We start from the raw sequence: 23,135 nt of genomic DNA, 5'->3' as shown, positions 1-23,135 counted from the left end.
TCAGCGCTTGTATCGGGGTGTGTGGAACGGCAGGTCGGCCACGGTGACCGGCAGCCGCTTGCCGCGGACCTCACCGTAAAGCGTCGCGCCGGCGGCCGCCCCCGCGAGAACATAGCCCATCGCTATGGGTGCGCCCACCGACGGGCCGAAGCCGCCGGAGGTCACGGTGCCCACGGGAGTGACCGCACCGGGCGCATCGTAGAGCATCACGCCGGCGCGCATCGGTGCGCGGCCCTGCGGCAGGAGGCCCGTTCGGCGACGCGCGGTGCCCTCTGCCAACTCGCGTAACACGCGGTCGGCTCCGGGGAAGCCGCCGGCACGCTCGCCCCCCGTGCGGCGGACCTTCTGGATCGCCCAGCCGAGGCCCGCCTCGACCGGAGAGATTTCTGGCGTCAGATCCTGTCCGTAAAGCGGCATCCCCGCCTCGAGCCGGAGCGAGTCGCGCGCGCCGAGGCCGATGGGCTCGACATCTTCATGCGACAGGAGCGCACGGGCCAGCGCCTCGACCTCAGCGACCGGCACCGAAATCTCGTAACCGTCGTCGCCGGTATAGCCCGACCGGCTGACCCAGAGGTCTGTGCCCGACCAGTCGAAGGTGGCGACATCCATGAACCGCATCGCGGCGACATCGGGGACGAGGGCGGCGAGCACGCCCTCGGCCGCGGGCCCCTGCAGGGCAAGGAGCGCGCGATCCTCCTGCAGCTCGACCGAGAGGTCCGGCAGCCCCGCACGCAGGATCTCCATGTCGGCGTGTTTCATCGCGCCGTTCACGACGACGACGAGGTGATCGCCCCGGTTCGCCACCATGAGGTCGTCGGCCACGCCTCCGTCGGGCAGCATCAGAAGGCCATAGCGCTGCCGTCCTTCGGAAAGCCCGATCACGTCGATCGGCAGCAGTGCTTCCAGCGCGGCCGCCGCGCCCGTCCCGCGCAGGATCACCTGACCCATGTGCGACACGTCGAAGAGCCCGGCCTTCGCGCGCACATGCAGATGCTCCGCCATCACGCCAAGCGAGTATTGCACCGGCATGGAATAGCCCGCGAAGGGTACCATCTTGCCGCCAAGTTCGGTGTGAAGCGCCGCAAGCGGCAGGTCGATCGGGTCGGACATCACGGCACCTCCATGGGGCCGGACCGGCCCGCTTCGATGCCCCCTCTGTCCTTTCGCCTGAGATCGCTATCCCTTCGGCGGCCCCGCATGGGGGCACTCTCCAGAGTTCTTCGCACGCCAGGTCCGTTTGCCTGAGAGTTTACCGGGGCGGTTGCTCCTTCGGCCCTGTCGGTACGACAGAGTCTCCCGGGCGTGCATGTTTCCGATACGAAACACTCGACCCGCAGGCAAGGGAAGATTACGGAAGGCGACGATGAATCGCTTTTTCGGATATGGCAGCCTCGTGAACCGGCAGACGCACGTCTACCCGGGCGCGAAACGGATGCGCGTAGCAGGCTGGCGCAGGGTCTGGCGCGCGACGCCGATCAACCACGTGTCCTTCCTGACCGGGGAACCCTGCGAGGGCAGCGTCATCGAGGGTCTTTCGGCGGATGTGCCCATGGGCGACTGGGCCGCGCTCGACCTACGGGAGACGGGCTATCTGCGCGCAAAGCTGCCCGAAGGGCCGCAGATCTACCATATCCCGCACGACCTGCATGGCCCGGCAGACGGGCCGCGCCCGATCCTGCAGAGCTATCTCGACGTGGTGGTGCAGGGCTTCCTGCGGGAGTTCGGCGAAGAGGGCGTGGCCCGGTTCTTCGACACGACCGCCGGATGGGAGACGCCGATCCGTAACGACAGGGGTGCCCCCGAATATCCCCGCGCGCAAACGCTGTCGGCCGAGGAGATGGCGCTGGTCGACCGCTATGTCGAGCGGATGCGACAGCGCCGCGCCTGAGCCGCGTCAGCCCCCGGCGCGGTCGAGCGCGTCGAGAACCGCCGCCTCGGTCAAGAGCTCCGGCAGGACGATGCCGTCGGGCGCGCCGGGGCCGTAGACCGCGTTGAAGGGGATGCCGAAGCGGTCGTTCGACTGCAGGTAGGCGGCGATCGCCGCGTCGGGCCGCGTCCAGTCGGCCTGCAGCGCGACGGTCTGCGCAAGCGCCGCGGAGACGGTCTCGCCGTCGAGGACGAGGCGCTTGTTCGCCTTGCAGGTCAGGCACCAGTCCGCCGTCACGTCGACGAAGACCACGCGCCCGGCCGCGACCTCGGCGGTGACCCGATCCATCGCGAAGACCTCCCAGCCCGCGTCCACCGCGCCCGGACCCCGCTCCGCCACCGGCAGCAGGAGCGCCGCCGCCGTCACAGTGGCAAGGCCCGTCGCGGCCAGGGACCAGGATCCGCGCCGCCAGGCCAACGTCCCGAGCAGACCCAGCCCAAGCCCCCCGACCACGCCAGCGACGCGCCAGCCGGCAGTCGCCGCCAGCACGGTCACGAGCCACGCGGCCGTCAGCAGGAGAAGCCCGCCCAGGACGTATTGAACCGTCCGCATCCAGGCCCCCGGGCGCGGCAAGTGCCGGATCAGCGCGGGTCTGAGCGCGACGAGCAGGTACGGGAGCGCCAGCCCCGCGCCCATGGCCGCGAAGACGGCGAAGGTCTCCACCGCGCCCCGGGTCAGCGCGTAGGTGACCGCCGTGCCGAGAAAGGGGGCCGAGCAAGGCGTGGCCATGACCGCCGCGAACATGCCCGTCGCGAAGTCGCCGCCGAGGCCACCGCGCGCCTCCGTCCGCGCCATCCGCGTCATCGCGTCGGACGACAGGCCGAAGGCCAGCCAGCCGAACATCGACGCGGCGAAGAGAACGATCAGGCCGATCATCAGCGCGAGGAACACCGGCTGCTGGAACTGCACGCCCCAGCCGACCGACACGCCCGCGGCCTTGAGCGCGACGATCACGCCGGCCAGACCGACGAAGAACGTCAGCACTCCGGCGACCGAGGCGAGGAAGCCCGCGCGCACCTGTCGCAGCGGGCGGTCGCGGGCCTGCAGTGCCCCGGCGAGTTTCATCGACAGCACCGGCAGGACGCAGGGCATCACGTTGAGGATGAGCCCGCCGAGCGCCGCGATCAGGAGGGTCCAGGCGAGCCCGCCGCCCGTCGCCGGAGCGGGCGGCGGGCTCGCGGCAAGCGTCGCGGGCAGGGTCGCGGCCCGGTCGCCATCCACCAGAGTGAGAGCCAGATCGCCCTGCCCCGGCGCGATGACCGGCAATACCGCATGGAGCGCGCGCCCGCCCTCGGCGAGCGTGATCTCAGGGGCCCCGAAGGATGCCCAGTCGCCCTGTTCCGGGAAGATGTCGGGGTCTGCGAAGGGCACATCGGCACGGGCCTTCACCGTCAGCGCGGTCTCGTCGAGATGCACGGTATCGAGCGCGAAGCCTGCCTCTGGTCCCGCGCCGGGCACCCGTGCGATCCAGTCGGCCAGCCGCGCCGCCGCCTCCGCGTCGAGCCCTCCGCCGGCGGGGAGGTCGAGCACGAGGTCCAGCGTTTCGGGCACGCAAATCTCCTCGCAGACGAGAAGCGTCGCGCTGAGCGACAGGCGCGCCGGCGCGCCCGGCTCTTCGAGGCGGACGGTGAGCGGATAGACGACCTCCTCGCCGTAGCCGAAATTCTGGATATCGAAGGCCACGAAGCGCGTCGGGGCGGGATAGGCGAGTTCGACGGACGCGATGTTCTCGGACCCCTCCCAGTTCAGCTCGGGCGGGAGGCCGACCTCTCCCGGACTGCGCCAATAGGTCTTCCAGCCGTCTTCGAGACGCACGTCGAGCCCGGCCGAAATCGTCTCGCCGCCCGGTCCGATGCCGTTCTCGGCGGAAATGAGCCGGGCTGTCGCGACATTGCCCTGGGCCACCTCGGAGGTTGCGGCCGAAAGGGGGCCGGCGGCCAAGCAGAGCAGGAAGGACAGCGCGCGCAACATGCCGGACGAATAGGCGAGACGCCGGGCGGGGGCGAGCGCCAGCGCGCCTATTTGACGGGAACGTGACCATCTGTCCCGCTCGGGCCCGGTTGCACCCGGTGGCCGGGCACGTCACCTTTTCACGAACACGTGACCCATCCCTCGCAAAGGACAACCGATGCGCCCCCTTCTCGCCCTGCCCCTCCTTGCCGCGCTCGCCGTCCCGCTTCCCGCGACGGCGCAGGAGCTGACGCCCAACGACGTCAAGAAGCTCGCACTCGAAGCGATCCTGGAAAACCCGGAGATCATCATGGAGGCGGTCGAGATCCTGCGCGCGCGCGACGCGGCCGATGCCGAGGCTCAGGCGGAGGCGACGCTGTCGTCGAGCCGCGACGTGCTGGAGAACGATCCGAACGCCCCGGTCGCGGGGAACCCCGACGGCTCCGTCACCCTGATCGAGTTCTTCGACTACAACTGCGGCTTCTGCCGCCGCGCCAGCCCCGAGGTCGAAGCGCTGTTGGCCGCGGATACCGACGTCCGGATCGTCTACCGCGAATGGCCGATCCTGTCGGAAGGCTCGATCTTCGGAGCCCGCGCCGCACTCGCCGCCCGCGAGCAGGGCAAGTACGACGAGATGCACAAGGCGCTCATGAGTAGTTCCGCGCGCATCGACGAGGCGAGCGTGATGCAGATCGCGACGGAGCTTGGCCTCGACACGGAGAAGCTGCGCTTCGACATGGACAGCGACGCGGTGGAGGAACACCTCGCCACGACGCGCGAGCTGGCGCAATCTCTTGGCTTCACCGGCACGCCGAGCTTCGTCATCGGCGAAACGCTGGTGCCGGGCTTCGTGGATGCCGACCGCCTGCAGAGCATCGTCGACGCGGCGCGCGAGGAGGGCTGACGCCTCAGCGCCGCGCGGCGTCCCGCATCTCGTGAAGGATGTGCATCGCATCCTCCGCCCGGTCGGCCGGCACGAACAGATGATCGTGGAAGAACCCGGCAACCGGGTTCACACCCATCCCAGCCGCCGCCAGACGCGTCGCGATCGGCGCGAGGAACCCCACCGCGTCGAGCGCCGAGTGCACGTTCAGCGTGATCCGCCGCGACCGGAAGACGGCGTCCAGACCCTCACTCTGCGCCGTGGTTTCCGTGACAACGAGCGTGGTGCCCTCCGCCTCCTCGAACCGCAGGATCGCCTCGATGTCGTGGGCGCGCGCCCGGTCGGTCAGCGTGGCGAAAACCCAGATTTCCGGGTCGAGGACCGGTTCCAGCGTCGCCATCAGGACGTCGATGTCGCGCTCACCCGTCATGCCCGGACCGGAACCATCGTGCCGAGCGCCGTGGCCACTTGCGCGTGGCCCGCCCCTTGCTGCTGCGCGCTGCCTTCCGTCACGTCCGCACCGACCCTGACCTCGCCCGCCTCGACCGAGAGAAGCTCCGCCCCGAGGGTGCGCATCATACCCTGCCGCGCGAAGCTCGCTTCGATCCTTGCCCGCAGGTCCATGCGTCAGCCCGCCATCACCAGGCAGGTGGTCGAGCCCGTCGCGTAGAGCTTGCCGTCCGCCCGCCCCCGGATCGTGCCCTCCGCCACGCCGGTCGACCGGCCACCGTGCTGCACGACGCCCTCGGCCACGATCTCCGTATCGAGGGGAATGCTGCGCACGAGGTTCACCTTGTATTCGAGTGTCGTGTAGAAACTGCCCCGCGGCACCGTCGTCATCACCGCGCAGGCCATCGCGCTGTCGAGGAGCGTGCCGTACCAGCCGCCGTGGACCGTGCCCATCGGGTTGCAATGGGCGAAGGACGGCGCGCCGACGAAGGTCACGCGGCCCGGCTCGACGACATCGACACGGTAGTTGAGACCCTGGGCAATGGGCGGATGCGGCAGGGTGCCGTCCTTCATCGCCTCCATGAAGGCGAGGCCCGACATCGACAAAAGCGTCTCGCGGTTGGCAAGCCCAGATGACGTGGTCGCGAACATGAAAGATCCCCGGAAAGGCGCGCTTTCCGGGGACAGTAACCGCCCCGTTGGTGGGGAACCAGTGGCCTCAGGCGACGCGGCTCAGCGAGGGTCGGGGGACGACCCCGAGAGCCGCACAGACGTCGCGGGTCAGTTCGGGGCGGTTGAGCGTGTAGAAGTGCAGGTGATGGCAGCCCTCCTCCACCAGACGGTCGGCCAGTTCGGCCGCCTGCGCGATGGCGAGGAGATCGGCCCGGTCGTCGCGCAAGGCCACCTCGAAGGCCGCGCGCAGGTCGTCGGGGATCGTCGCGCCACAGGCCTCGGCGAACCGCGACGCCTTGGCCCAGTCCTCGATCGGCAGGAGGCCGGGCACGATCGGGGCGTCGATGCCGGCGGCGGCGCAGCGGTCGCGGAACCGCAGGAAGGTCTCCGCGTCGAAGAAGAACTGTGTGATCGCCTCTCGGGCCCCCGCGTCGACCTTGGCCTTGAGCCAGTCGATATCGGCCTGCGCGTCGCGCGCCTCGGGATGCACGTCGGGATAGGCCCCGACCCCGACGTTGAACCCCCGATCCGCGAGCGCACCGATCAGCTCGACGGAGTTGCGGAAGCCGTCGGGGTGCGGCGTGAAGCCGTCGGCTGCCTTCGGCGGGTCGCCCCGAAGTGCGACGATGTCCTCCACACCGGCAGCGCGGAAGCCCTCCGCGACCGCGAGTGTCTCCGCGCGGCTCGCGTCCACGCAGGTCAGATGGCCCGCCACGCGCAGGCCGAACTGCGCGCCGATCGCGCCCACGGCCTCGCGCGTCAACTCGCGCGTAGTGCCCCCGGCCCCGTAGGTGACGGAGACCCACTCGGGCGCGAGCGGGGCCAGCGTACTGACGCAGTCCCAAAGACGGAAGGAGCCGGCAAGCGACTTCGGCGGGAAGAATTCGAAGGAGACGGCGGGGGTCGGCATGGATCTGTCCTCTTGGCTCTCTTCTCTTGTGCCCCAACCCGGTTTCGTGAGACAGGCTCATAATCCTCAACATGAACATGAGCCGGGCGCGAGAAATGAAGCTCCACCTCGAATTCCGCCACCTTCGCACGATCCGCGCCATCTCCGAATGCGGCGGGCTCGCGCGGGCGGCGGAGCGGCTCAACATCACGCAGTCGGCGCTCTCGCATCAGGTCAAGAACCTCGAGGAACAGATCGGGATGGAACTCTTCGTGCGCCGCTCGAAGCCGATGACGCTCTCGGCGGCGGGCCAGCGGCTCCTGCGGCTGGCCGAGGAGGTGCTGCCGCAGGTGGAGGCCGTGGAGGCGGATTTCGCCGGCCTGAAGACGGGACGCACCGGGCGGCTGCACATCGCCATCGAATGCCACGCCTGTTTCGAATGGCTGTTCCCGGTGCTCGAGCAGTTCCGCCGCGCCTGGCCCGACGTCGACGTCGACATCCGCCCCGGTCTCCAGTTCCAGGCGCTGCCCGCGCTCCAGAAGGAGGAGGTCGATCTCGTCGTTTCCTCCGACCCCGCCGATCTGCCGGGCGTCGAGTTCGCGCCGCTCTTCGACTACGAACCGGTCTTCCTTGCCTCCGCCGCCCATCCGCTCGCCGCGAAACCCTTCGTCGAAGCCGAGGACTTCGCCGGCGAGACGCTGATCACCTACCCGGTCGAGCGCCCGCGCCTCGACGTCTTCTCGCAGCTCCTGACGCCCGCGGGTGTCGAGCCGGCGGCGCTGCGGCAGGTGGAGCTGACGGCGGTGATCCTCCTTCTCGTGGCGTCGAACCGGGGTGTCTCGGTCCTGCCCGACTGGGTCGTGCGGGAGGTGCGCTACAATTCCGACTACGTGACCCGGCCGCTGACGGAGACGGGACTCACCCGGCGGCTCTACGCAGCCGTGCGCGAGACGGACGCGGCCAAGCCCTTCATGGCGAACGTCCTGCGACTGATGCGAACCGAGCCGCTCAAGCTGCAGCGGGGGCAGGATCTGGTCTCGTGACACTCACGGGCCCGCCCCGTCGATCAGCCGATCCAGCGCGGCCCGCAAGCCCTCCGCGTCGAGCCCCGACCGCGCCGCCGCCGACAGCCCCATCATCGCGACGGAAATCGCCATGACCTCCGCCCGCGCCTCGGCCTCGTCCGCGCCGAGGGCCATGGCCCGTGCGACCATCGCGTCCCGTCTCGCCTCGACGATGCCGCCGAGCGTGGCGCGCAACTCGGGCTCGGCAGTACTGGCCATCGTGCCCAGAACGAGGCACCCGAGCCCGCCGTCCCGCAGGTAGAGATCGAGCGCCGCCGTCAGCACGCGGCGTCGGAGGTCGGGCAGATCCGTAGCCTCGGCCGTCGCCGCATCATAGATCGCCGCCGTTCCCGCGCCGTAACGCGCGATGGCCATTTCGAAGAGCCGGCGCTTGGAGCCATAGGCCGCATAGAGACTGGGCGGCTTCACGCCAAGCTGCGCGCAGAGATCGGCGACGCCCACGGCATCGTACCCGCGCGCGGCAAAGGCCTTCAGCGCGACGTCGAGACCGGCCTCGACGTCGAAGGCGCGAGGACGACCCCGTTTCTTTTCTTTAGTGCTCACTATAATACTCTTGACCATCCAAATTTAATTTAGCAGTCACTACACATCTTCTCAACCGACAGGCCCGGAGGCCCCATGAAAGTTTATTTCCACACCACGCCGAACCCCTTCAAAGTCGCGCTGATGATCGAGGAACTGGGCCTCGCGCCCGAGATTGTGCCAATCGACACCCGCAAGGGCGAGCAGCATACGGCCGACTTCCTCGCCGTGAACCCCAACGCCAAGCTGCCGGCGATCGAGGACGACGGTCAGGCGGTGTTCGACTCGGGCGCGATCCTGCTCTACCTCGCGCAGAAGCATGGGCAGTTCCTCCCGGCCGAGGGGGCCGCGATGGGCGAGATGCTGTCGTGGTTCTTCTTCGTCTCCTCCGGCATCGGACCCTACTCGGGCCAATGCGTCCATTTCACCCGCGTCCATACCGACAGTGACTACGCGACCAATCGCTACACCAAGGAGATCGCGCGCCATTACAAGGTGCTCGACGAGCGGCTGGGCAAGTCGGAATGGCTGGGTGGGCCGGATTACGGCATCGCCGACATCGCGCTCTGGGGCTGGGTCCGCGCCGCGGGCTTCGTGATGGAGAGCCAGGGCGGACTTTCGAACTATCCGAACGTGCAGGCGTGGTTCGACAAGGTGAACGCGCGTCCTGCCGCAGCAAAGGCCGGCGACTGGGCCTCGAAGTTCGAGTTCAAGGCCGAGATGGACGAGACCGCCATGCGCGCGATGTTCCCGCAGAACTTCTGAGACCCGCGCACGGGGCGGACGACCGCCCCGTCAGCGCTCCGCGATCAGGCCGAGCGCGCGGAAGGAGACTTCCTCGTCGCGGCCGATAATCATGTGATCGTGGATGACCACGTCGAGCGCGCCGCAGGCAGCCACGATCTTCTCCGTCATCTCTATGTCCGCCCGGCTGGGCGTCACGTCGCCCGAAGGATGGTTATGGACGAGGACGAGCGCGCTCGCGTTCAATTCGATCGCCCTACGCGCGACCTCGCGCGGATAGACCGGCACATGATCGACCGTCCCCTCGCCCTGCGCCTCGTCCGCGATGAGCCGGTTGCGCCGATCGAGGAAGAGAACGCGGAACTGTTCGGTGTCGCGGTGCGCCATGGTCGTGCGGCAATGGTCGACGACCGCCGACCACGACGACAGAACCTCGCGATGCAGGATCTTCGCCTGCCCCATGCGGTGTGCGATGGCCTCGAGCATACGAAGCTGCAGGAAGACCTTGGGCGTCGCGCCCTCGACCTTCAGAAGATTGGCCTCGGACGCAGCGATGACGCCGTTGAGGTCGCCGAAAGCGGCCAGAAGCCGCTTCGCAAGCGGCTTCACGTCGATCCGCGGGATCGCGTTGAAGAGGACGAGTTCCAGAAGCTCGTATTCCGGCATCGCCACGTGCCCGCCGGCGAGGAACCGCGTGCGCAACCGCTCCCGATGGCCCCAGTAGTGCGGGCGCATCGACCCGTCCGCCTGCCGCACCAGCCCGCCGCCGGCGCTCTCGCTGCCCTCGAGGCGACGGCGATGTCGCCAACCCGGGGCGGCCGCAGGCACGGTCTCGGTGCCCGGCGGCGGCAGACGCGCCTCGAGGTCGGCCAACCCGTCCGGCCGCGCTTCGGCGAATCCGGTTACCGCATCACGCGGCGCGGGCGCAGCGCGACGGCGCGTGAACAGGCCGACCAGAGGGGCCAAGGGATGGCGCGGTGACGTCAAGGGCGAAACTCGTTAAACGACTCGCCTTTTACGGTAGTCGGCCGATGGTAAACCGAAGGTTAACGCCACGGGCCGCCCGAGCGTCCTTTCCCCAGCATGTCCGCCCCGCGGCGCTTGGGGGTGGTCGCGGCCCGCGACCTCGGCTAAAGGCAGCCTCTGACCGGACTTCGGAGCGACGAGATGCAGCAGGGCAGCGCCAACCTCAACGTTATGATAAAGGCCGCCCGCAAGGCAGGGCGCAGCCTTCTGAAGGACTTCGGCGAAGTCGAGAACCTGCAGACCGGGGTCAAGCAACCGCGCGACTTCACCACCCGGGCCGCCGCGAAGGCCGAGGAGATCCTGCGCGACGACCTTGCCCACGCCCGCGAGAACTACGGCTGGCTCTCGGCCGCGGGCGAGGAGGAAGGGACAGACCCGACCCGCCACTGGGTCATCACCCCGCTCGACGGGGCCGCGAACTTTCTCCACGGCATCCCCCATTGGGCCGTGTCGATCGCGCTCCGGCACAAGGGGCAGATCGCGACGGCGGTGACGTACGATCCGCTGCGCGACGAACTCTTCTGGGCCGAGAAGGGCACCGGGGCCTGGCTCGACGGACGCACGCGCCTGCGCGTCTCGGGCCGCATCGCGCTCGTCGACTGCGTCTTCGCAACGAACCTGCCCGCCGCGGGTGGGAAATACCTGCCCGCCGCGATCAAGGACATCGCGCAGCTGATGCCGGCCGTCGCGGGCCTGCGGCAGTCGGGCGTCGCCTCGCTCGACCTCGCCCATATCGCCGCCGGGCGGATGGACGGCTTCTGGCAGCGCGGGCTGAAGCCCTGGGAGTTCGCGACCGGCATCCTCATCGTGCGCGAAGCCGGCGGTTTCGTGGAACCGATGCGCCCGGCACAGACGATGATGGAGGAAGGACACGTCCTTGCCGGGTCGGGTGCCATCTTCGAGAAATTCGCCGGGGTCATCCGCGCGGAGGCCTGAGCCGACGGCGCGATCGCGGGGATCGAGGCATCAGGCCGCGTGGTCGGCCCGAGCCAGAAGCGCATCGCCCACAGCAGCGAACCACGGCGCGAGACCTGCGGTCAGCGCATCCTCGGTCGCGAGCGCGGACATCCGCGCCGTCAGGGCGGCCACGACCGCCGGAACCGCCGTCATCCGGTCGAGGCGCAACGCCTCCTCCGCGTCGATCCATCCGTCCCGCTCGATCCGCCGTTGGATGCGCGCCAGCCGGTTGGCCGCCACGAGCACCCCCGTCCTCAGCGCCAGCCCGCGCGCCGCGTCGTCGGGCAGCACCTCCCCGAGGAGGCCCAGCGTCGTCGCGGGCGCAAGGTCGCAGTAATCATCGGCGAGCGCCGCACCCAGATCCTCGACGCCACCGCGCAATCCGGCGACGGCCCAGTCGAACCACGCGACCGTTCCGTCGGCACGCAGCGTCGCGTTGGCGAGACGCGCGTCCCAGCGGGTGAAGGTCACCGGGTCCGCCGCGAGCGACTGCGCCAGAGCGTCGGCGTCCACCGCGGGCATCGCGATCGACAGATCTCCGGACAGGAAGAAGGGGCGCGACACGAAATCCTCCGCCCAGCCCGACCGGGTGCCGAGACCCGGAAGCCGGGCCGCCACCTCCGGTCGCCGCGCGATCGCGGCCCGACAGCCCTGCAGCGCCGTGAGCGCGGCCCGCAGGAGCGCCGGGCGATCTGCATCACTGGCCCCGGCGACGGCATAGGAGAGACGATTGCGCCCCAGATCCTCCTGCAGGAGCAACCCGTCCCGATAGCCCAGAACGTTCGGCACGGACGCGCCCTCGGCGGACAGAACCTGCAGCAGGCCGGCCTCCGTCTCGGTGCGCGCGGGCGTGTCGCGGCGCGTCGCGATCGCGGTGGTCCCGTCGCTCAGGTGGACGCGAACGGAGGCGCGCCCGACCCCGCCCGGCGCTGAAAACCGCTCGGCCTGCAGGCCGGAAATCTCCTGAACCCGCGCCTTCAGCCAACCGATGGACCCCGGCTCGAACGTCGTCGCGTCGCTCACCGCTGCGTCTCCCAGACCATGCCACCTCGCCCCCCAGCGTCGGTGCGTCATGGTTGCACTCCGCCGGACCCCGTGCAACGACTTTCCCTCCTGCCCCGCCCCAAACGATGGACCGCGCGTGACCGCCACCGACCTGCCCCGCAACGCCGGACTGCCCTTCGACCCAGCCGTGGTGGAGGCCGTGCGCGTCAACACGCCAGCCACCCTGCGCCGCGCCGGCACATTGCCCGCGCGCCGCTCGGTCAAGAAGGACTGGCAGGCCGCCTGGCTCGCCCGCGCCGTCAGCATGATCGACCTGACGACGCTTTCGGGCGACGACACGCCCGGTCGCGTGCGCCGGCTCTGCGCCAAGGCCCTGCAACCGGTCCGCCCGGACCTCCTGGAAGCGATCGGCCTGCCGGGCCTCACGACCGGTGCGGTCTGCGTATATCACGAGATGGTGCCCGTCGCCGTCGACGCCGTGCAGGGCAAGCTGCCCGTGGCCGCCGTTTCGACCGGCTTCCCCGCGGGCCTCTCGCCCCTGCCGCTGCGTCTGCGCGAGATCGAGGAGAGCGTCGCCGCCGGAGCCACGGAGATCGACATCGTCATCTCCCGCCGCCACGTCCTGACCGGCGACTGGCAGGCGCTCTACGACGAGACCCGCGCCATGCGCGAGGCCTGCGGGCCGGCGCATATGAAAGCGATCCTGGCGACGGGGGAACTGGGCCCACTGAAGAACGTAATGAAGGCCAGCATGGTGACCATGATGGCCGGGTCGGACTTCATCAAGACCTCGACCGGCAAGGAAGCGGTGAACGCGACGCTCCCGGTCTCTCTGACCATGATGCGCGCGATCCGCGCCTACGAGGCAGCCTCGGACTTCAAGGTCGGCTACAAGCCGGCGGGCGGCGTGTCGAAGGCGAAGGACGCGATCAGCTATCTCGCGCTCCTGAAGGAGGAACTCGGCGACCGCTGGCTCCGCCCCGATCTCTTCCGCTTCGGGGCCTCGTCCCTTCTGGGCGACATCGAGCGGCAGTTGGAGCATCACGTGACGGGGCGGTATTCGGCCGCCCATCGGCACCCTGCAGGCTGAGACAGCCGGGGGCACCCCCGTAGCCCGGGGACAACTTGAAACAAAGAAGGCGCGACATGACAGTGGCCGAGATCTTCGAGAGCATGGACTGGGGCCCCGCCCCCGAAAGCCGCGCCGAGGCCGATGCCTGGCTCGACAGGCACGACCGCGCCTTCGGGCACGTCATCGACGGCAAGCGGCTGAAACCGGGCGAAACGTTCGACACCGTCAACCCCGCGACGGGCGAGGTGCTGGCGCGCGTGACCCAAGGGACCGAGGCCGACGTGGCGAAGGCCGTGAAAGCCGCGCGCAAGGCCGCGAAAGGCTGGGCCGCCGCGTCGGACCACGACCGCGCCCGCGTGCTCTATGCCATCGCGCGGGGCTTGCAGAAACATTCGCGCCTCTTCGCCGTGCTGGAGACGCTCGACACCGGCAAGCCGATCCGCGAGGCGCGCGACATCGACGTGGCGCTTGCCGCGCGACACTTCTACCACCACGCGGGCCATGCGGAGCTGCGGGCGGAGGTGATGCCGGGGGCGGAGCCCTGGGGCGTCTGCGGACAGATCGTGCCGTGGAACTTCCCGCTCCTGATGCTGGCCTGGAAGGTCGCGCCGGCGCTTGCCATGGGGAACACCGTGGTCCTGAAGCCGGCGGAATGGACGCCCCTGACGGCGCTCGCCTTCGCAGACGTCTGCGAGAGCGCGGGTGTACCCGAAGGAGTGGTCAACATCGTCACCGGCGACGGGGCGACGGGGGCCGCGCTCGTGAAGGCCGAGATCGACAAGCTGGCCTTTACCGGCTCGACGGAGGTCGGGCGCATCCTGCGGCGCGAGACGGCGGGGCGGGCGATGGGGCTGACGCTGGAGCTCGGGGGAAAATCCCCATACATCGTCTTCGAGGATGCCGACATCGACAGCGCGGTCGAGGGGCTGGTCGACGCAATCTGGTTCAACGGCGGACAGGTCTGCTGCGCCGGGTCGCGCCTTCTGGTGCAGGAGGGGATCGCGGACGACTTCCACGACCGCCTCAAGGCACGGATCGCCAAGATCCGCGTGGGTGATCCACTCGACAAGGCGGTCGACATGGGCGCGATGGTTCATGCCGAGCATCGCGACAACGTACTGGCGATGCTGGGCAAAACCTCCGGCACGATCACGCAGGGCACCTGCCCCGAGGGCTGTTTCCTGCCGCCGACGCTGGTGACGGACGTGCACGGGGCGGACCCGTTGATGGCGGAAGAAGTCTTTGGCCCGGTCCTCGTCTCGACCACCTTCCGCACGCCCTCCGAGGCGGTGCAGCTGGCCAACGATACACGCTATGGCCTCGCCGCATCGGTCTGGTCGCAGGACCTCGACGTCGCACTCGATACGGCACCGAAGATCAGGGCGGGCGTCGTCTGGGTGAATGGGACGAACATGCTCGACGCGGCTGCGCCGTTCGGCGGGATGAAGGAGTCGGGCTTCGGGCGCGAGGGCGGGATCGCGGGGCTTTCGGCCTATGTGCGGCCGGCGGCGGGTGCAACGCTCAAACCCGTCAAGACCCCCGAAAATGAACAAATTGTACAAAACGAAATCGACCGAACGGCCAAAATGTACATCGGCGGCAAGCAGGCGCGGCCCGATGGCGGCTACTCCCGCCGGGTGACCGGCCCGAAGGGCGTTGTGGGCGAGGTCGGCATCGCCAACCGCAAGGACCTGCGCAACGCGGTCGAGGCCGCGAACGGAGCGAAGGGCTGGAGCCGGACGACGGGGCACCTGCGGGCGCAGATCCTCTACTACCTGGCCGAGAACCTTGCGGCCCGGGCCGAAGAGTTCGACGCCCGCCTCGCCGCCCAGACCGGCGGCAAGGGCGAAGCGGCCGAAGCCGTGCGCCATCTCTTCCGCTGGGCCGCCTGGGCCGACAAGCACGACGGGCGCACGCTCGGCGTGCCGATGGGGGGCCTGGCCCTCGCGCTCAACACGCCGCTGGGCGTGATCGGGGCCTTCGCGTCGGAGGAGACGCCGCTCGTGGCGATGGCGCATGTGATCGGCGCGGCACTCGCCACGGGCAACCGCCTCGTCCTCGTCGCCCCCGAACGCGCGCCGCTGACAGCGACGGACCTCTATCAGGTGATCGAAACGTCGGACGTGCCCGCGGGCGTTCTCAACATCCTGACCGGAGACCACGCGGAGCTCGCCGCCCAAATGGCGGGGCATATGGACGTGGACGCGGTCTGGAGCTTCTCCTCGGCCGACCTCTCGAAGGTGATCGAGACCGAGGCCGCCGGAGACCTGAAGCGGACCTGGGTCAACGACGGGCGCGGACGCGACTGGTCGGCAGCCGACGCGGCCCCCTTCCTGGCGGCGGGTACTGAGGTGCAGACGATCTGGGTTCCCTTCGGGACCTGAGCGCTGCCGGAGATCCTCGGGTCGAGCCCGAGGATGACGGCCGGCGCGGGCCCTACATCATCGTCCTGAGCAGGCTGAGCCCGGCCAGACCGATCAGGAGGCACAGCGCGAAGGGCTTGTAGTATGGCTCCAGCGCCGGACGGAAGAGGCGCTTGCCAAGGATGACGCCGACCGCGCAGGGCACCGCGAGGACCGCGCCACGGGCAAGTGCGCGGGCGTCCATGACGCCGTAGCCCAGGAGCCACATCAGCGAGAAGAACGACGACACGAAGAGGAAGAGGACGAGCGAGCCGCGCATGACGCGGGCCGGCCGATCCTGCGCCAGGACGTAGAGCGCGACGACCATGCCGCCGATGGAGGCGATGCCCGTCACGATGCCGGCCAGCAGGCCCGACCCGTAGAGCCCCGGGTTCGTGGCAAGGAAGGCCAAGCGGATACGCGCGAGTTGCAGCACGGCGAGCGTGATGAGAACCGAGAGCGCCATGAACCGGGTGGTGTCGACCGGCAGCGTCGTCGTGAGATAGAGCCCGAGCGGCACGCCGAGTGCCGATGTGAGGGCGAGGCCGAGGGCGATGCGTCTGTCGGCATCGGCCACCCCGCCCCGCACCATCAGGAGCGAGGCGACCATCTCGAGAACCCAGCAGACCGGGATGAGCTCTGCCGGCGGCAGGATGGGCACCGCCGCGGCCATGACGAGCGCCGAGAGTGCGAAGCCCGAGAACCCCCGGACGAGACCGGCACAGAATGCGATGAGCGCGAGTAGGGCGATGTCGGCGGGCGTGAGGGCGAGAAGCTCCATGGTTCACCCTGCCCCGCCCGCGCAGATCGGGATAGGGCCAGTCGCGCCTATTCGATCACCCGCACCTCCGGCGCGGTGCGCGCGAGCGTCTCGCGGATGGCGGCCGCGAGCGTGTCGTAGGCCGCGCCGCGCGCCGAGGTCTTGCGCCAGACCATGCCGATGTCGCGCCCCGGGGCCGGATCCGCGAGGGGGCGGGCGGTGACGAGATCCTCCCGCGCGACCTCGGAGCGGACGTAGAGCGCCGGCAGCACCGAGAGGCCGAGGCCCGTCGCCACCATCTGCCGCAGGGTGTCGAGCGAGGTGCCTTCGTAGTCGAGCGACAGATGGGCCCCCGTCTCGGCGCAGAGGTCGGCGACGGTATCGTGCAGGCGATGCCCGGCCTCGAGCGTCATCACCGTCTCGCCGCGAAGGTCCCCCCGCTCGACCACGGCGCGCGCGCCGAGCGGATGATCCGACGGCATGACGACGAGGAGCGGTTCGTGGAAGAGCGCGGCATTCGCCAGCGCAGGATCGTCGAGAGGCGTGGGAAAGAACAGCAGGTCGAGCGCGCCGTCGTGCAGCCGCGTCATCAGGTCCTGCGCCGTGCCTTCTCGCACGTAGAACTTGAGCCGGGGATAGGCGGCATGGAGTGCCGGGATCACGAGCGGCAGAAAATAGGAGCCGAGCGAGCCGACCACGCCCACCCGCAGCGTGCCAGCCAGCGGGTCCGCCCCGGCGCGGGCGAGGGCCGAGATGTCGGCCACGTCGCGGAGCACGGCGCGGGCGCGGGCGGCGACCTGTTGACCCACCGGCGTGAGCGTGACTCCGGCGCGGGAGCGCTCCACCAACTGGACGCCGAGTTTCTCCTCCAGCTCCCGCAGCTGGGTCGAGAGCGTCGGCTGGGTGACGTTCACGCTCTCGGCCGCGCGCCGAAAGTGCAGCGTCTCGGCCACGGCGACGAGATAGCGGAACTGTTGCAGGGTAGGCATCGGGCACCGATAGATAGCAGCTATTGAAAAATAGATAGACGACCGGGTTGAACAATCAAACAGCTCGTCTATTTCCCATCTCAACGACAGGGAACCGAATGGCCGACGACGGGACAGACAGACGATTTCTGGGCGGGCCGGCCGGGTGGATTTCGATCCTGCTGCCGTTCGGGCTGTTCCTATGGTTCGCACAACACATACCCGCCGTCGCGGGCGGGGCCGTCCTCAGATGGGACGTCGAGTGGATCCCCTCGCTCGGCGTGACGCTCGGCATCCTGCTCGACGGCCTGTCGCTCAGTTTCGCGCTTCTCATCAGCGGCATCGGCGCGCTGGTGACGCTCTATTCGGCAAGCTACCTCGGCGGGCACCCGCATTACGTGCGCTTCGTGTGCTACCTGATGGCCTTCATGACGGGGATGCTGGGCCTCGTGCTGTCGGACAACCTTCTGGCACTCTTCGTCTTCTGGGAAGTGACGACGGTGTCCTCCTACCTGCTGATCGGGTTCAACGCCGACGAGGCGAAGTCTCGGCGCAACGCGCTGCAGGCCCTCGTGGTGACGGGCACGGGCGGCCTCGCCTTCCTCGCGGGCATCGTCCTCATCGGGACGGCGGCGGGCACGTTCTCCATCTCTGCCATCGAAGGCTCGCTCGCCGATCACGCGCTCTACCTGCCGATCTTCTGGTTGGTGATCGCGGGAGCCTTCAGCAAGTCGGCGCAGTTCCCGCTCCATTTCTGGCTGCCGAACGCCATGGCGGCCCCGACGCCCGTCTCGGCGTACCTCCACTCGGCGACCATGGTGAAGGGCGGCGTCTATCTCCTCGCCCGGATGAACCCGTCGCTCGGCGGCACCGACCTCTGGTTCTGGACGCTGGCGATCGCGGGCGGGTTCACCGCTGTCTTCGCCTCGGTCCTGGCGATCCGGCAGACCGACATCAAGCAGGTGCTGGCCTATACGACGCTGATGGCGCTCGGCACGCTCGTCCTGTTCATCGGGGTGGGCACCGATTACGCGCTCGAGGCGGCGATGGCGTTCCTTCTGGTGCACAGCTTCTACAAGGCCGCGCTCTTCCTGATGATCGGCGTCGTGGATCACGGCACCGGCACGCGCGACGCGACGGTCCTGCGGGGCCTCGGACGGGCGATGCCGGTCACGATGCTGGCGGCGATGCTGGCGGCGGCGAGCATGGCGGGGCTGCCGCCGCTCTTCGGCTTCGTCGGCAAGGAGTTCCTCTACAAGGCGGCTCTCGGCGCGCCGGCGATGATCTGGGTCACGGGCTGCATCTTCGCGGCCTCGGTCCTGATGTTCGTGGCGGCCGGTATCGCCGCCTGGCGCCCCTTCACCGGCCCACTAGCCGAAACGCCGGTCGAGCCGCACGAGGGCCCCTGGCCGATGCTGGCGGGTCCGGTCCTGCTCTCGGTGCTGGGCCTTGCCTTCGGGCTGATGCCGGACTGGGCGGAAGCGCTCGTCGCGCCCGCGGCGACGGCGGTTGCCGGACGGCCGGTCGAGGTGGATCTCTACCTCTTCAAGGAAGTGAACGCCGCCTTCGTCCTCTCGCTCGTGACGTTTGCGACGGGCTTCGTCCTCTACCTGCTGCACGGGCGGCTGCGCAGCGGCCTCGCCCGTTTCAAGCCGCGGTTCGATCCGGGCTGGGACCGTCTGATGGACGGCGTCGCCGCCGGCGCGGCGGGGCTGACGGGTCTGATCCAGACGGGGCGGCTGCGGCGCTATATCTTCGTGACCTTCCTGGCGCTCGGGCTGTCGACCGCGGTCGCGGTCTGGCGTGCGGGCCTCTCGCCCGAGATCCCGCCGCTCGACGATCTGGAAGTGAAGCACTGGTCGGTCCTCACCTTCATCCTGGCGGGCGCCCTCCTGACCGCCTTCACGAATTCGCGGATGACGGCCGTCGCCGCGCTCGGCGTGGTCGGCATCGGGGTGGCCCTCGTCTTCATCATCTTCGGCGCGCCGGACGTCGCCATCACGCAGCTTCTCGTCGAGGTGCTGCAGGTGGTGCTCGTCGCGGTCGCGATGCTGAAGCTGCCCTATCTCAACCATGAGTACGTCAAGACGGTGCGCGGCTGGGATCTGCTGCTGGCCATCTCGATCGGAGCCATGACGACGGTGATCCTCCTCGCGGTTCAGGCCGCGCCGCTCGACCTGGAGCTGACAGCCTTCTTCGAGGAGGCCTCGGCCCCGCTCGCCTTCGGACGCAACATCGTCAACGTGATCCTCGTGGACTTCCGTGCGCTCGACACTTTCGGGGAGATCGCGGTGGTCGCGGTGGCGGCTCTCGGCGCCTACGCGCTTCTGAAGGGCGTCCGGAGGCCGAGCCCATGACGTCCCTCATCGTGCGCGCGGCGACGCGCCTTCTCGTCGGCCTCCTGCTCCTCTTTTCGATCTGGATGCTCTTGCGCGGGCACAACGAGCCGGGCGGCGGCTTCATCGGCGGGCTCATCGGGGCGACGGGGTTCATCCTCTATGCCGTGGCCCACGGCAGCAAGGCAGCGCGGGAGGCCCTGCGCCTCGATCCGCGGTCGATCGCCGTGGGCGGGCTCGGCCTCGCGCTCCTGGCCGGGGTCGCGGGGTTCTTGCCGGGCGACGGGCTCTTTGCCGGGCAGTGGCTCTTCATCGGGGCGACGGAGACCGACAAGGGCACGCCGCTCTCGACGATCCTGCTCTTCGATCTCGGCGTCTATCTCGTCGTTCTGGGCAGCGTGCTCGCGCTCGTCTTCGCACTGGAAGAAGAGGTCTGACATGGAATTCCTGGTCGCTCTGATGTGCGGGGTGATGGTCGCGGCGGCAGTCTACCTGATGCTGGCGCGCAACGTGCTGCGGTTCCTCTTCGGGCTGATCCTGATCTCGAACGCGGCGAACCTTCTGATCTTCGCGTCGGGCGGGCTGACGCCGGAATCGCCGCCGCTCATCGAATACGGGATGGACGCCCCGCCCGAGGGCGTGGCCAATGCCCTGCCGCAGGCCCTCGTCCTGACGGCCATCGTGATCGGCTTCGGCCTCTTCGCCTTCGCGCTCGTCCTCGTCTATCGCGCCTATCAGACCATGGGCACGCTCGACAGCGACGAGATGCGCCTCGCCGAGCCGGAGGATCGCGCGTGAGCGACCTCCTCCTTCCCCTGCCGATCCTGATCGCCTTCGCCACCGCGATCCTGGCGTTCTTCTTCCGGAGCGGACCGGAGGGGCGCTGGATCTCGGTCGCCGGCTCCGTCGCGATGCTGATCGCCGCGGCGATGCTCCTGTCGCAGGTGCTGACCGACGGCATTCAGGTCGCGCAGATGGGAACCTGGGCCGCGCCCTTCGGCATCACGCTCGTCGCCGACACGCTGTCGGCGGTGATGGTCGTCATCACCGGGATCACCGGGCTCGCCGTCGCCGTCTACGCCACCGCGGACATCAGCCCCGAGATGGAGGAGAGCGGCTATCACGCGCTGTTCCAGGTGCTGATCGCGGGTGTTTCGGGAGCCTTCCTGACCGGCGATCTCTTCAATCTCTACGTCTGGTTCGAAGTGATGCTCATCGCCTCTTTCGGACTTCTGGTGCTCGGCGGTCGACGGGTACAGATGGACGCGGGCATCAAATACGTGACGCTCAACCTCATCTCCACGATCATGTTCCTCTCGGGGATCGGCCTGCTCTACGGGGTCACCGGCACGCTCAACATGGCGGACCTGCATCAGAAGGTGCAGGCGGCGGATCCGGGTCTCGTGACGGTGATCGCGACGCTCTTCCTCGTCGGCTTCGGCATCAAGTCGGCGGTCTTCCCGCTCTTCTTCTGGCTGCCGGCCGCCTACCACACGCCGGCGTTCTCGGTCTCGGCGGTCTTCGCGGGACTGCTGACGAAGGTGGGCGTCTACGCGATGATGCGCATGTTCACGCTCGTCTTCACGCAGGATATCGGCTGGACCCACGGGCTGATGCTCTGGGTCGCGGTGGCGACCATGATAACAGGCGTTCTGGGGGCGGCGGCGCAGACCGACTTCCGCCGCATCCTGTCGTTCCATATCGTCAGCCAGATCGGATACATGGTGCTGGGCCTCGCGCTCCTCACGCCACTCGCGCTGATGGGGGCGGTCTTCTACCTAGTCCACCATATCATCGTGAAGGCGAACCTGTTCCTCGTCTCGGGCGTGGCCAACCGCATCGCCGGCTCGACCGAGATCGACCATATCGGCGGCCTCTACCGCGGCGCGCCCCTGCTCGCGTTCCTCTTCCTCGTCCCCGCCTTCTCGCTCGCCGGTTTCCCGCCGCTTTCCGGCTTCTGGGCGAAATACGTGCTGGTGAAGGCCTCGCTCGACCTCGAACTCTGGCTCGTCGCGGCGGCGGCGCTGGCCGTGGGCCTGATGACGATCTACTCGATGACGAAAATCTGGGGCCGCGCGTTCTGGAAGCCGCATCCGGGCGGCACGGTCCCGAGCCTCGGAAGCCTCTCCGCGTCGGAGCGGTTCTTCCTGCTCTCGCCCATCGCGGGACTTGCGATCCTGACGGTGGTGATCGGGCTCTTCCCCGAGCCCTTCGTGCAGGTGGCGACCCGCGCCGCCGAAGAGCTTCTGGACCCGAGTGCCTATGTCACCGCCGTTCTGGGTGCGCCCGTGACGGAGGTGGCGGAATGAGCGTCTTTCTCCTCAACCTCCTCCTCGCCGTCGCCTGGGCGGCGCTGACCGGTCAGTTCACGCTCGGCGGCCTCGCCATCGGCTTCGGCGTGGGCTTCCTCGCACTCTGGGTGATCCAGCCGCTCTTCGGCGAGACCGGCAACTACTTCACCCGCGTCTGGCGTTGGGTGAAACTGCTGGTACTCTTTCACTACGAACTCGTCGTCTCGTCGGTCTCGGTCGCCTGGGACGTGCTGACGCCGCGCCACCGCGCGCGACCCGGCCTCGTGTGCATTCCGCTCAAAGCCCAGGGCGAAGCCGAGGTTCTTCTGGTGACGAACCTCATCTCGCTGACGCCGGGCACGCTCAGCCTCGACGTGGCCCCGGATTGCAAGACGCTGGTGATCCACGCGATGTTCGCGGACGATCCCGACGAATTGGCGCGGAGCATCGAGAACGGGATGGAACGCTGGGTGCGCGAGGCGATGGAATGAGGGGGACGCGATGACAGCCCTGACATCCGAGATGCCGATCACCGCCGTGGCCGTGCAGATTTCCTTCGTGCTGGTCATGGCGGGGGTCATCCTGGCGATGATCCGGCTCATCAGGGGGCCGACCCTCCCCGACCGGGTGGTGGGGCTCGACACGATGACGGTGCTGATCGTGGCCTTCTGCGGGCTCTACGTGCTCGACACCGGGACGACCGCCTTCCTCGACGTGGCCGTCGTGCTGGCGCTGATCGGCTTCCTCGCCACGGTCGCGCTGGCGCGGTTCGTGGAGCGCAAGCGCGAGCGTCCCGACGCGCACAAGCTCCGCCAGGCGGACGACCGCGACGACGGGGGCGAGCCACGATGATCCTCGACCTCTTCCTCGCGATCTCGGTGCTGCTGGGCGGGTTCTTCGCCTTCGTCGCGGGCCTCGGCATCCTGCGCCTGCCGGACGTTCTGATCCGGATGCACGCGACGACCAAGGCGGGCACGCTGGCCTCCGGACTTATCATGCTGGCGGTGGGCGCGGGCTATGGCGATGCGCCAACGGTGGCGCGGGCGGTGGCGATCGTGGTGTTCCTGCTCATCACGGCTCCGGTCGGCGCGCATATGATCGGGCGCGCGGCCTTCCGCTCGGGCGTGCCGCTCTGGCGCACGACGATCGACCCGAACGCGAAGACGAAACTGGGCGTGGACGACGACTAGGGCACC

At 69.0% G+C, this 23,135-nt stretch carries 25 protein-coding genes and 1 riboswitch; of the genes, 14 read left to right on the top strand and 11 right to left on the bottom strand.

Annotated features, from left to right (window positions below; translation table 11 throughout):
* Positions 1 to 1,110, bottom strand: a complete 1,110-nt coding sequence (gcvT, locus tag HSX43_RS02900) for a glycine cleavage system aminomethyltransferase GcvT (RefSeq protein WP_179378576.1) — start codon at positions 1,108 to 1,110, stop codon at positions 1 to 3.
* 109 nt (positions 1,111 to 1,219) lie between these two features.
* Positions 1,220 to 1,309, bottom strand: a riboswitch (glycine riboswitch).
* Positions 1,310 to 1,363: 54 nt separating this feature from the next.
* Here gcvT and HSX43_RS02895 point away from each other — a divergent pair.
* Entirely contained in the window at positions 1,364 to 1,888 is a 525-nt protein-coding gene (locus HSX43_RS02895) for a gamma-glutamylcyclotransferase family protein (protein WP_179378575.1), read from the top strand.
* Between the two features lie 6 nt (positions 1,889 to 1,894).
* On the opposite strand, the gene HSX43_RS02890 is transcribed toward HSX43_RS02895, so the two are convergent.
* Positions 1,895 to 3,898, bottom strand: coding sequence for a protein-disulfide reductase DsbD family protein (locus HSX43_RS02890; RefSeq protein WP_179378574.1), 2,004 nt, complete (start codon positions 3,896 to 3,898; stop codon positions 1,895 to 1,897).
* Positions 3,899 to 4,055: 157 nt separating this feature from the next.
* Here HSX43_RS02890 and HSX43_RS02885 point away from each other — a divergent pair, with 157 nt between their 5' ends.
* Complete coding sequence (locus HSX43_RS02885; RefSeq protein WP_179378573.1) at positions 4,056 to 4,781, top strand: DsbA family protein; 726 nt, start codon at positions 4,056 to 4,058, stop codon at positions 4,779 to 4,781.
* 4 nt (positions 4,782 to 4,785) lie between these two features.
* Here HSX43_RS02885 and HSX43_RS02880 read toward each other — a convergent pair whose 3' ends face one another.
* From HSX43_RS02880 to metF, 4 genes are all read right to left on the bottom strand, one after another.
* Complete coding sequence (locus tag HSX43_RS02880; protein ID WP_179378572.1) at positions 4,786 to 5,190, bottom strand: ACT domain-containing protein; 405 nt, start codon at positions 5,188 to 5,190, stop codon at positions 4,786 to 4,788.
* Positions 5,187 to 5,384 (bottom strand): hypothetical protein, encoded by a 198-nt coding sequence (locus HSX43_RS02875; RefSeq protein ID WP_179378571.1) that lies wholly within the window; start codon positions 5,382 to 5,384, stop codon positions 5,187 to 5,189. Before HSX43_RS02875 ends, HSX43_RS02880 begins: the two co-directional genes overlap by 4 nt.
* Before the next feature lie 3 nt (positions 5,385 to 5,387).
* Positions 5,388 to 5,861 carry a PaaI family thioesterase gene (locus tag HSX43_RS02870; RefSeq protein WP_179378570.1) on the bottom strand — a complete coding sequence of 158 codons (474 nt, stop codon included), beginning with the start codon at positions 5,859 to 5,861 and terminating at the stop codon, positions 5,388 to 5,390.
* A gap of 67 nt (positions 5,862 to 5,928) precedes the next feature.
* Positions 5,929 to 6,792, bottom strand: coding sequence for a methylenetetrahydrofolate reductase [NAD(P)H] (gene metF, locus HSX43_RS02865; protein ID WP_179378569.1), 864 nt, complete (start codon positions 6,790 to 6,792; stop codon positions 5,929 to 5,931).
* Positions 6,793 to 6,869: 77 nt separating this feature from the next.
* Here metF and HSX43_RS02860 point away from each other — a divergent pair, with 77 nt between their 5' ends.
* On the top strand, positions 6,870 to 7,814 hold the full coding sequence (locus HSX43_RS02860) for a LysR family transcriptional regulator (protein WP_235962451.1): 945 nt from the start codon (positions 6,870 to 6,872) through the stop codon (positions 7,812 to 7,814).
* Between the two features lie 3 nt (positions 7,815 to 7,817).
* On the opposite strand, the gene HSX43_RS02855 is transcribed toward HSX43_RS02860, so the two are convergent.
* A complete protein-coding gene (locus tag HSX43_RS02855) occupies positions 7,818 to 8,399 on the bottom strand; it encodes a TetR/AcrR family transcriptional regulator (protein WP_179378567.1) in 582 nt (193 codons plus the stop codon).
* Between the two features lie 75 nt (positions 8,400 to 8,474).
* On the opposite strand from HSX43_RS02855, the gene HSX43_RS02850 reads away from it, so the two are divergent.
* Entirely contained in the window at positions 8,475 to 9,143 is a 669-nt protein-coding gene (locus HSX43_RS02850) for a glutathione S-transferase family protein (RefSeq protein ID WP_179378566.1), read from the top strand.
* A 30-nt stretch (positions 9,144 to 9,173) separates the two neighbouring features.
* Here HSX43_RS02850 and radC read toward each other — a convergent pair whose 3' ends face one another.
* Positions 9,174 to 10,088, bottom strand: a complete 915-nt coding sequence (gene radC, locus HSX43_RS02845) for a RadC family protein (protein ID WP_407929352.1) — start codon at positions 10,086 to 10,088, stop codon at positions 9,174 to 9,176.
* A 201-nt stretch (positions 10,089 to 10,289) separates the two neighbouring features.
* Between radC and HSX43_RS02840 the strand changes: the two genes are divergently transcribed.
* Positions 10,290 to 11,084, top strand: a complete 795-nt coding sequence (locus HSX43_RS02840; protein WP_179378565.1) for an inositol monophosphatase family protein — start codon at positions 10,290 to 10,292, stop codon at positions 11,082 to 11,084.
* Between the two features lie 30 nt (positions 11,085 to 11,114).
* Here the strand turns inward: HSX43_RS02840 and HSX43_RS02835 are convergent, their stop codons facing one another.
* Positions 11,115 to 12,128 carry a hypothetical protein gene (locus tag HSX43_RS02835; RefSeq protein WP_179378564.1) on the bottom strand — a complete coding sequence of 338 codons (1,014 nt, stop codon included), beginning with the start codon at positions 12,126 to 12,128 and terminating at the stop codon, positions 11,115 to 11,117.
* A gap of 118 nt (positions 12,129 to 12,246) precedes the next feature.
* Between HSX43_RS02835 and deoC the strand changes: the two genes are divergently transcribed.
* Together deoC and HSX43_RS02825 are read left to right on the top strand one after the other, a co-directional pair.
* The gene (deoC, locus tag HSX43_RS02830) at positions 12,247 to 13,200 is read left to right on the top strand and encodes a deoxyribose-phosphate aldolase (protein ID WP_328794978.1); all 954 of its coding nucleotides are present in this window, start codon (positions 12,247 to 12,249) and stop codon (positions 13,198 to 13,200) included.
* Between the two features lie 56 nt (positions 13,201 to 13,256).
* Positions 13,257 to 15,566, top strand: coding sequence for an aldehyde dehydrogenase family protein (locus HSX43_RS02825; protein ID WP_179378562.1), 2,310 nt, complete (start codon positions 13,257 to 13,259; stop codon positions 15,564 to 15,566).
* A 52-nt stretch (positions 15,567 to 15,618) separates the two neighbouring features.
* Here HSX43_RS02825 and HSX43_RS02820 read toward each other — a convergent pair whose 3' ends face one another.
* Positions 15,619 to 16,365 carry a sulfite exporter TauE/SafE family protein gene (locus tag HSX43_RS02820; protein WP_179378561.1) on the bottom strand — a complete coding sequence of 249 codons (747 nt, stop codon included), beginning with the start codon at positions 16,363 to 16,365 and terminating at the stop codon, positions 15,619 to 15,621.
* Between the two features lie 47 nt (positions 16,366 to 16,412).
* Entirely contained in the window at positions 16,413 to 17,333 is a 921-nt protein-coding gene (locus HSX43_RS02815) for a hydrogen peroxide-inducible genes activator (protein ID WP_179378560.1), read from the bottom strand.
* A gap of 98 nt (positions 17,334 to 17,431) precedes the next feature.
* Between HSX43_RS02815 and HSX43_RS02810 the strand changes: the two genes are divergently transcribed.
* From HSX43_RS02810 to mnhG, 7 genes are read left to right on the top strand one after another with little or no spacing between them, the layout of a single operon-like run.
* A complete protein-coding gene (locus HSX43_RS02810; protein WP_179378559.1) occupies positions 17,432 to 19,669 on the top strand; it encodes a putative monovalent cation/H+ antiporter subunit A in 2,238 nt (745 codons plus the stop codon).
* A complete protein-coding gene (locus tag HSX43_RS02805) occupies positions 19,666 to 20,085 on the top strand; it encodes a Na+/H+ antiporter subunit B (protein ID WP_179378558.1) in 420 nt (139 codons plus the stop codon). The genes HSX43_RS02810 and HSX43_RS02805 overlap by 4 nt, the downstream gene beginning before the upstream one ends.
* Position 20,086: 1 nt before the next feature.
* The gene (locus HSX43_RS02800) at positions 20,087 to 20,446 is read left to right on the top strand and encodes a Na+/H+ antiporter subunit C (protein WP_179378557.1); all 360 of its coding nucleotides are present in this window, start codon (positions 20,087 to 20,089) and stop codon (positions 20,444 to 20,446) included.
* Positions 20,443 to 21,957, top strand: coding sequence for a Na+/H+ antiporter subunit D (locus tag HSX43_RS02795; RefSeq protein ID WP_179378556.1), 1,515 nt, complete (start codon positions 20,443 to 20,445; stop codon positions 21,955 to 21,957). Before HSX43_RS02800 ends, HSX43_RS02795 begins: the two co-directional genes overlap by 4 nt.
* Positions 21,954 to 22,430, top strand: coding sequence for a Na+/H+ antiporter subunit E (locus HSX43_RS02790; RefSeq protein WP_179378555.1), 477 nt, complete (start codon positions 21,954 to 21,956; stop codon positions 22,428 to 22,430). Before HSX43_RS02795 ends, HSX43_RS02790 begins: the two co-directional genes overlap by 4 nt.
* Positions 22,431 to 22,440: 10 nt before the next feature.
* On the top strand, positions 22,441 to 22,791 hold the full coding sequence (locus tag HSX43_RS02785) for a monovalent cation/H+ antiporter complex subunit F (protein ID WP_235962449.1): 351 nt from the start codon (positions 22,441 to 22,443) through the stop codon (positions 22,789 to 22,791).
* The gene (mnhG, locus tag HSX43_RS02780; protein ID WP_179378554.1) at positions 22,788 to 23,129 is read left to right on the top strand and encodes a monovalent cation/H(+) antiporter subunit G; all 342 of its coding nucleotides are present in this window, start codon (positions 22,788 to 22,790) and stop codon (positions 23,127 to 23,129) included. Before HSX43_RS02785 ends, mnhG begins: the two co-directional genes overlap by 4 nt.
* Positions 23,130 to 23,135 lie beyond the last annotated feature (6 nt).

This window comes from Jannaschia marina, from assembly GCF_013404595.1.
GTDB classification, from domain to species: Bacteria; Pseudomonadota; Alphaproteobacteria; order Rhodobacterales; family Rhodobacteraceae; genus Jannaschia; species Jannaschia marina.
This window is presented reverse-complemented; position numbering and strand designations above follow the sequence as displayed.

Bases quoted from the DNA above. Each gene is read 5' to 3' on its own strand.
- gcvT (WP_179378576.1), bottom strand. From the start codon at position 1,110: ATGTCCGACCCGATCGACCTGCCGCTTGCGGCGCTTCACACCGAACTT.
- HSX43_RS02895 (WP_179378575.1), top strand. From the start codon at position 1,364: ATGAATCGCTTTTTCGGATATGGCAGCCTCGTGAACCGGCAGACGCAC.
- HSX43_RS02890 (WP_179378574.1), bottom strand. From the start codon at position 3,898: ATGTTGCGCGCGCTGTCCTTCCTGCTCTGCTTGGCCGCCGGCCCCCTT.
- HSX43_RS02885 (WP_179378573.1), top strand. From the start codon at position 4,056: ATGCGCCCCCTTCTCGCCCTGCCCCTCCTTGCCGCGCTCGCCGTCCCG.
- HSX43_RS02880 (WP_179378572.1), bottom strand. From the start codon at position 5,190: ATGACGGGTGAGCGCGACATCGACGTCCTGATGGCGACGCTGGAACCG.
- HSX43_RS02875 (WP_179378571.1), bottom strand. From the start codon at position 5,384: ATGGACCTGCGGGCAAGGATCGAAGCGAGCTTCGCGCGGCAGGGTATG.
- HSX43_RS02870 (WP_179378570.1), bottom strand. From the start codon at position 5,861: ATGTTCGCGACCACGTCATCTGGGCTTGCCAACCGCGAGACGCTTTTG.
- metF (WP_179378569.1), bottom strand. From the start codon at position 6,792: ATGCCGACCCCCGCCGTCTCCTTCGAATTCTTCCCGCCGAAGTCGCTT.
- HSX43_RS02860 (WP_235962451.1), top strand. From the start codon at position 6,870: ATGAGCCGGGCGCGAGAAATGAAGCTCCACCTCGAATTCCGCCACCTT.
- HSX43_RS02850 (WP_179378566.1), top strand. From the start codon at position 8,475: ATGAAAGTTTATTTCCACACCACGCCGAACCCCTTCAAAGTCGCGCTG.
- HSX43_RS02840 (WP_179378565.1), top strand. From the start codon at position 10,290: ATGCAGCAGGGCAGCGCCAACCTCAACGTTATGATAAAGGCCGCCCGC.
- HSX43_RS02825 (WP_179378562.1), top strand. From the start codon at position 13,257: ATGACAGTGGCCGAGATCTTCGAGAGCATGGACTGGGGCCCCGCCCCC.
- HSX43_RS02820 (WP_179378561.1), bottom strand. From the start codon at position 16,365: ATGGAGCTTCTCGCCCTCACGCCCGCCGACATCGCCCTACTCGCGCTC.
- HSX43_RS02815 (WP_179378560.1), bottom strand. From the start codon at position 17,333: ATGCCTACCCTGCAACAGTTCCGCTATCTCGTCGCCGTGGCCGAGACG.
- HSX43_RS02810 (WP_179378559.1), top strand. From the start codon at position 17,432: ATGGCCGACGACGGGACAGACAGACGATTTCTGGGCGGGCCGGCCGGG.
- HSX43_RS02805 (WP_179378558.1), top strand. From the start codon at position 19,666: ATGACGTCCCTCATCGTGCGCGCGGCGACGCGCCTTCTCGTCGGCCTC.
- HSX43_RS02800 (WP_179378557.1), top strand. From the start codon at position 20,087: ATGGAATTCCTGGTCGCTCTGATGTGCGGGGTGATGGTCGCGGCGGCA.
- HSX43_RS02790 (WP_179378555.1), top strand. From the start codon at position 21,954: ATGAGCGTCTTTCTCCTCAACCTCCTCCTCGCCGTCGCCTGGGCGGCG.
- HSX43_RS02785 (WP_235962449.1), top strand. From the start codon at position 22,441: ATGACAGCCCTGACATCCGAGATGCCGATCACCGCCGTGGCCGTGCAG.
- mnhG (WP_179378554.1), top strand. From the start codon at position 22,788: ATGATCCTCGACCTCTTCCTCGCGATCTCGGTGCTGCTGGGCGGGTTC.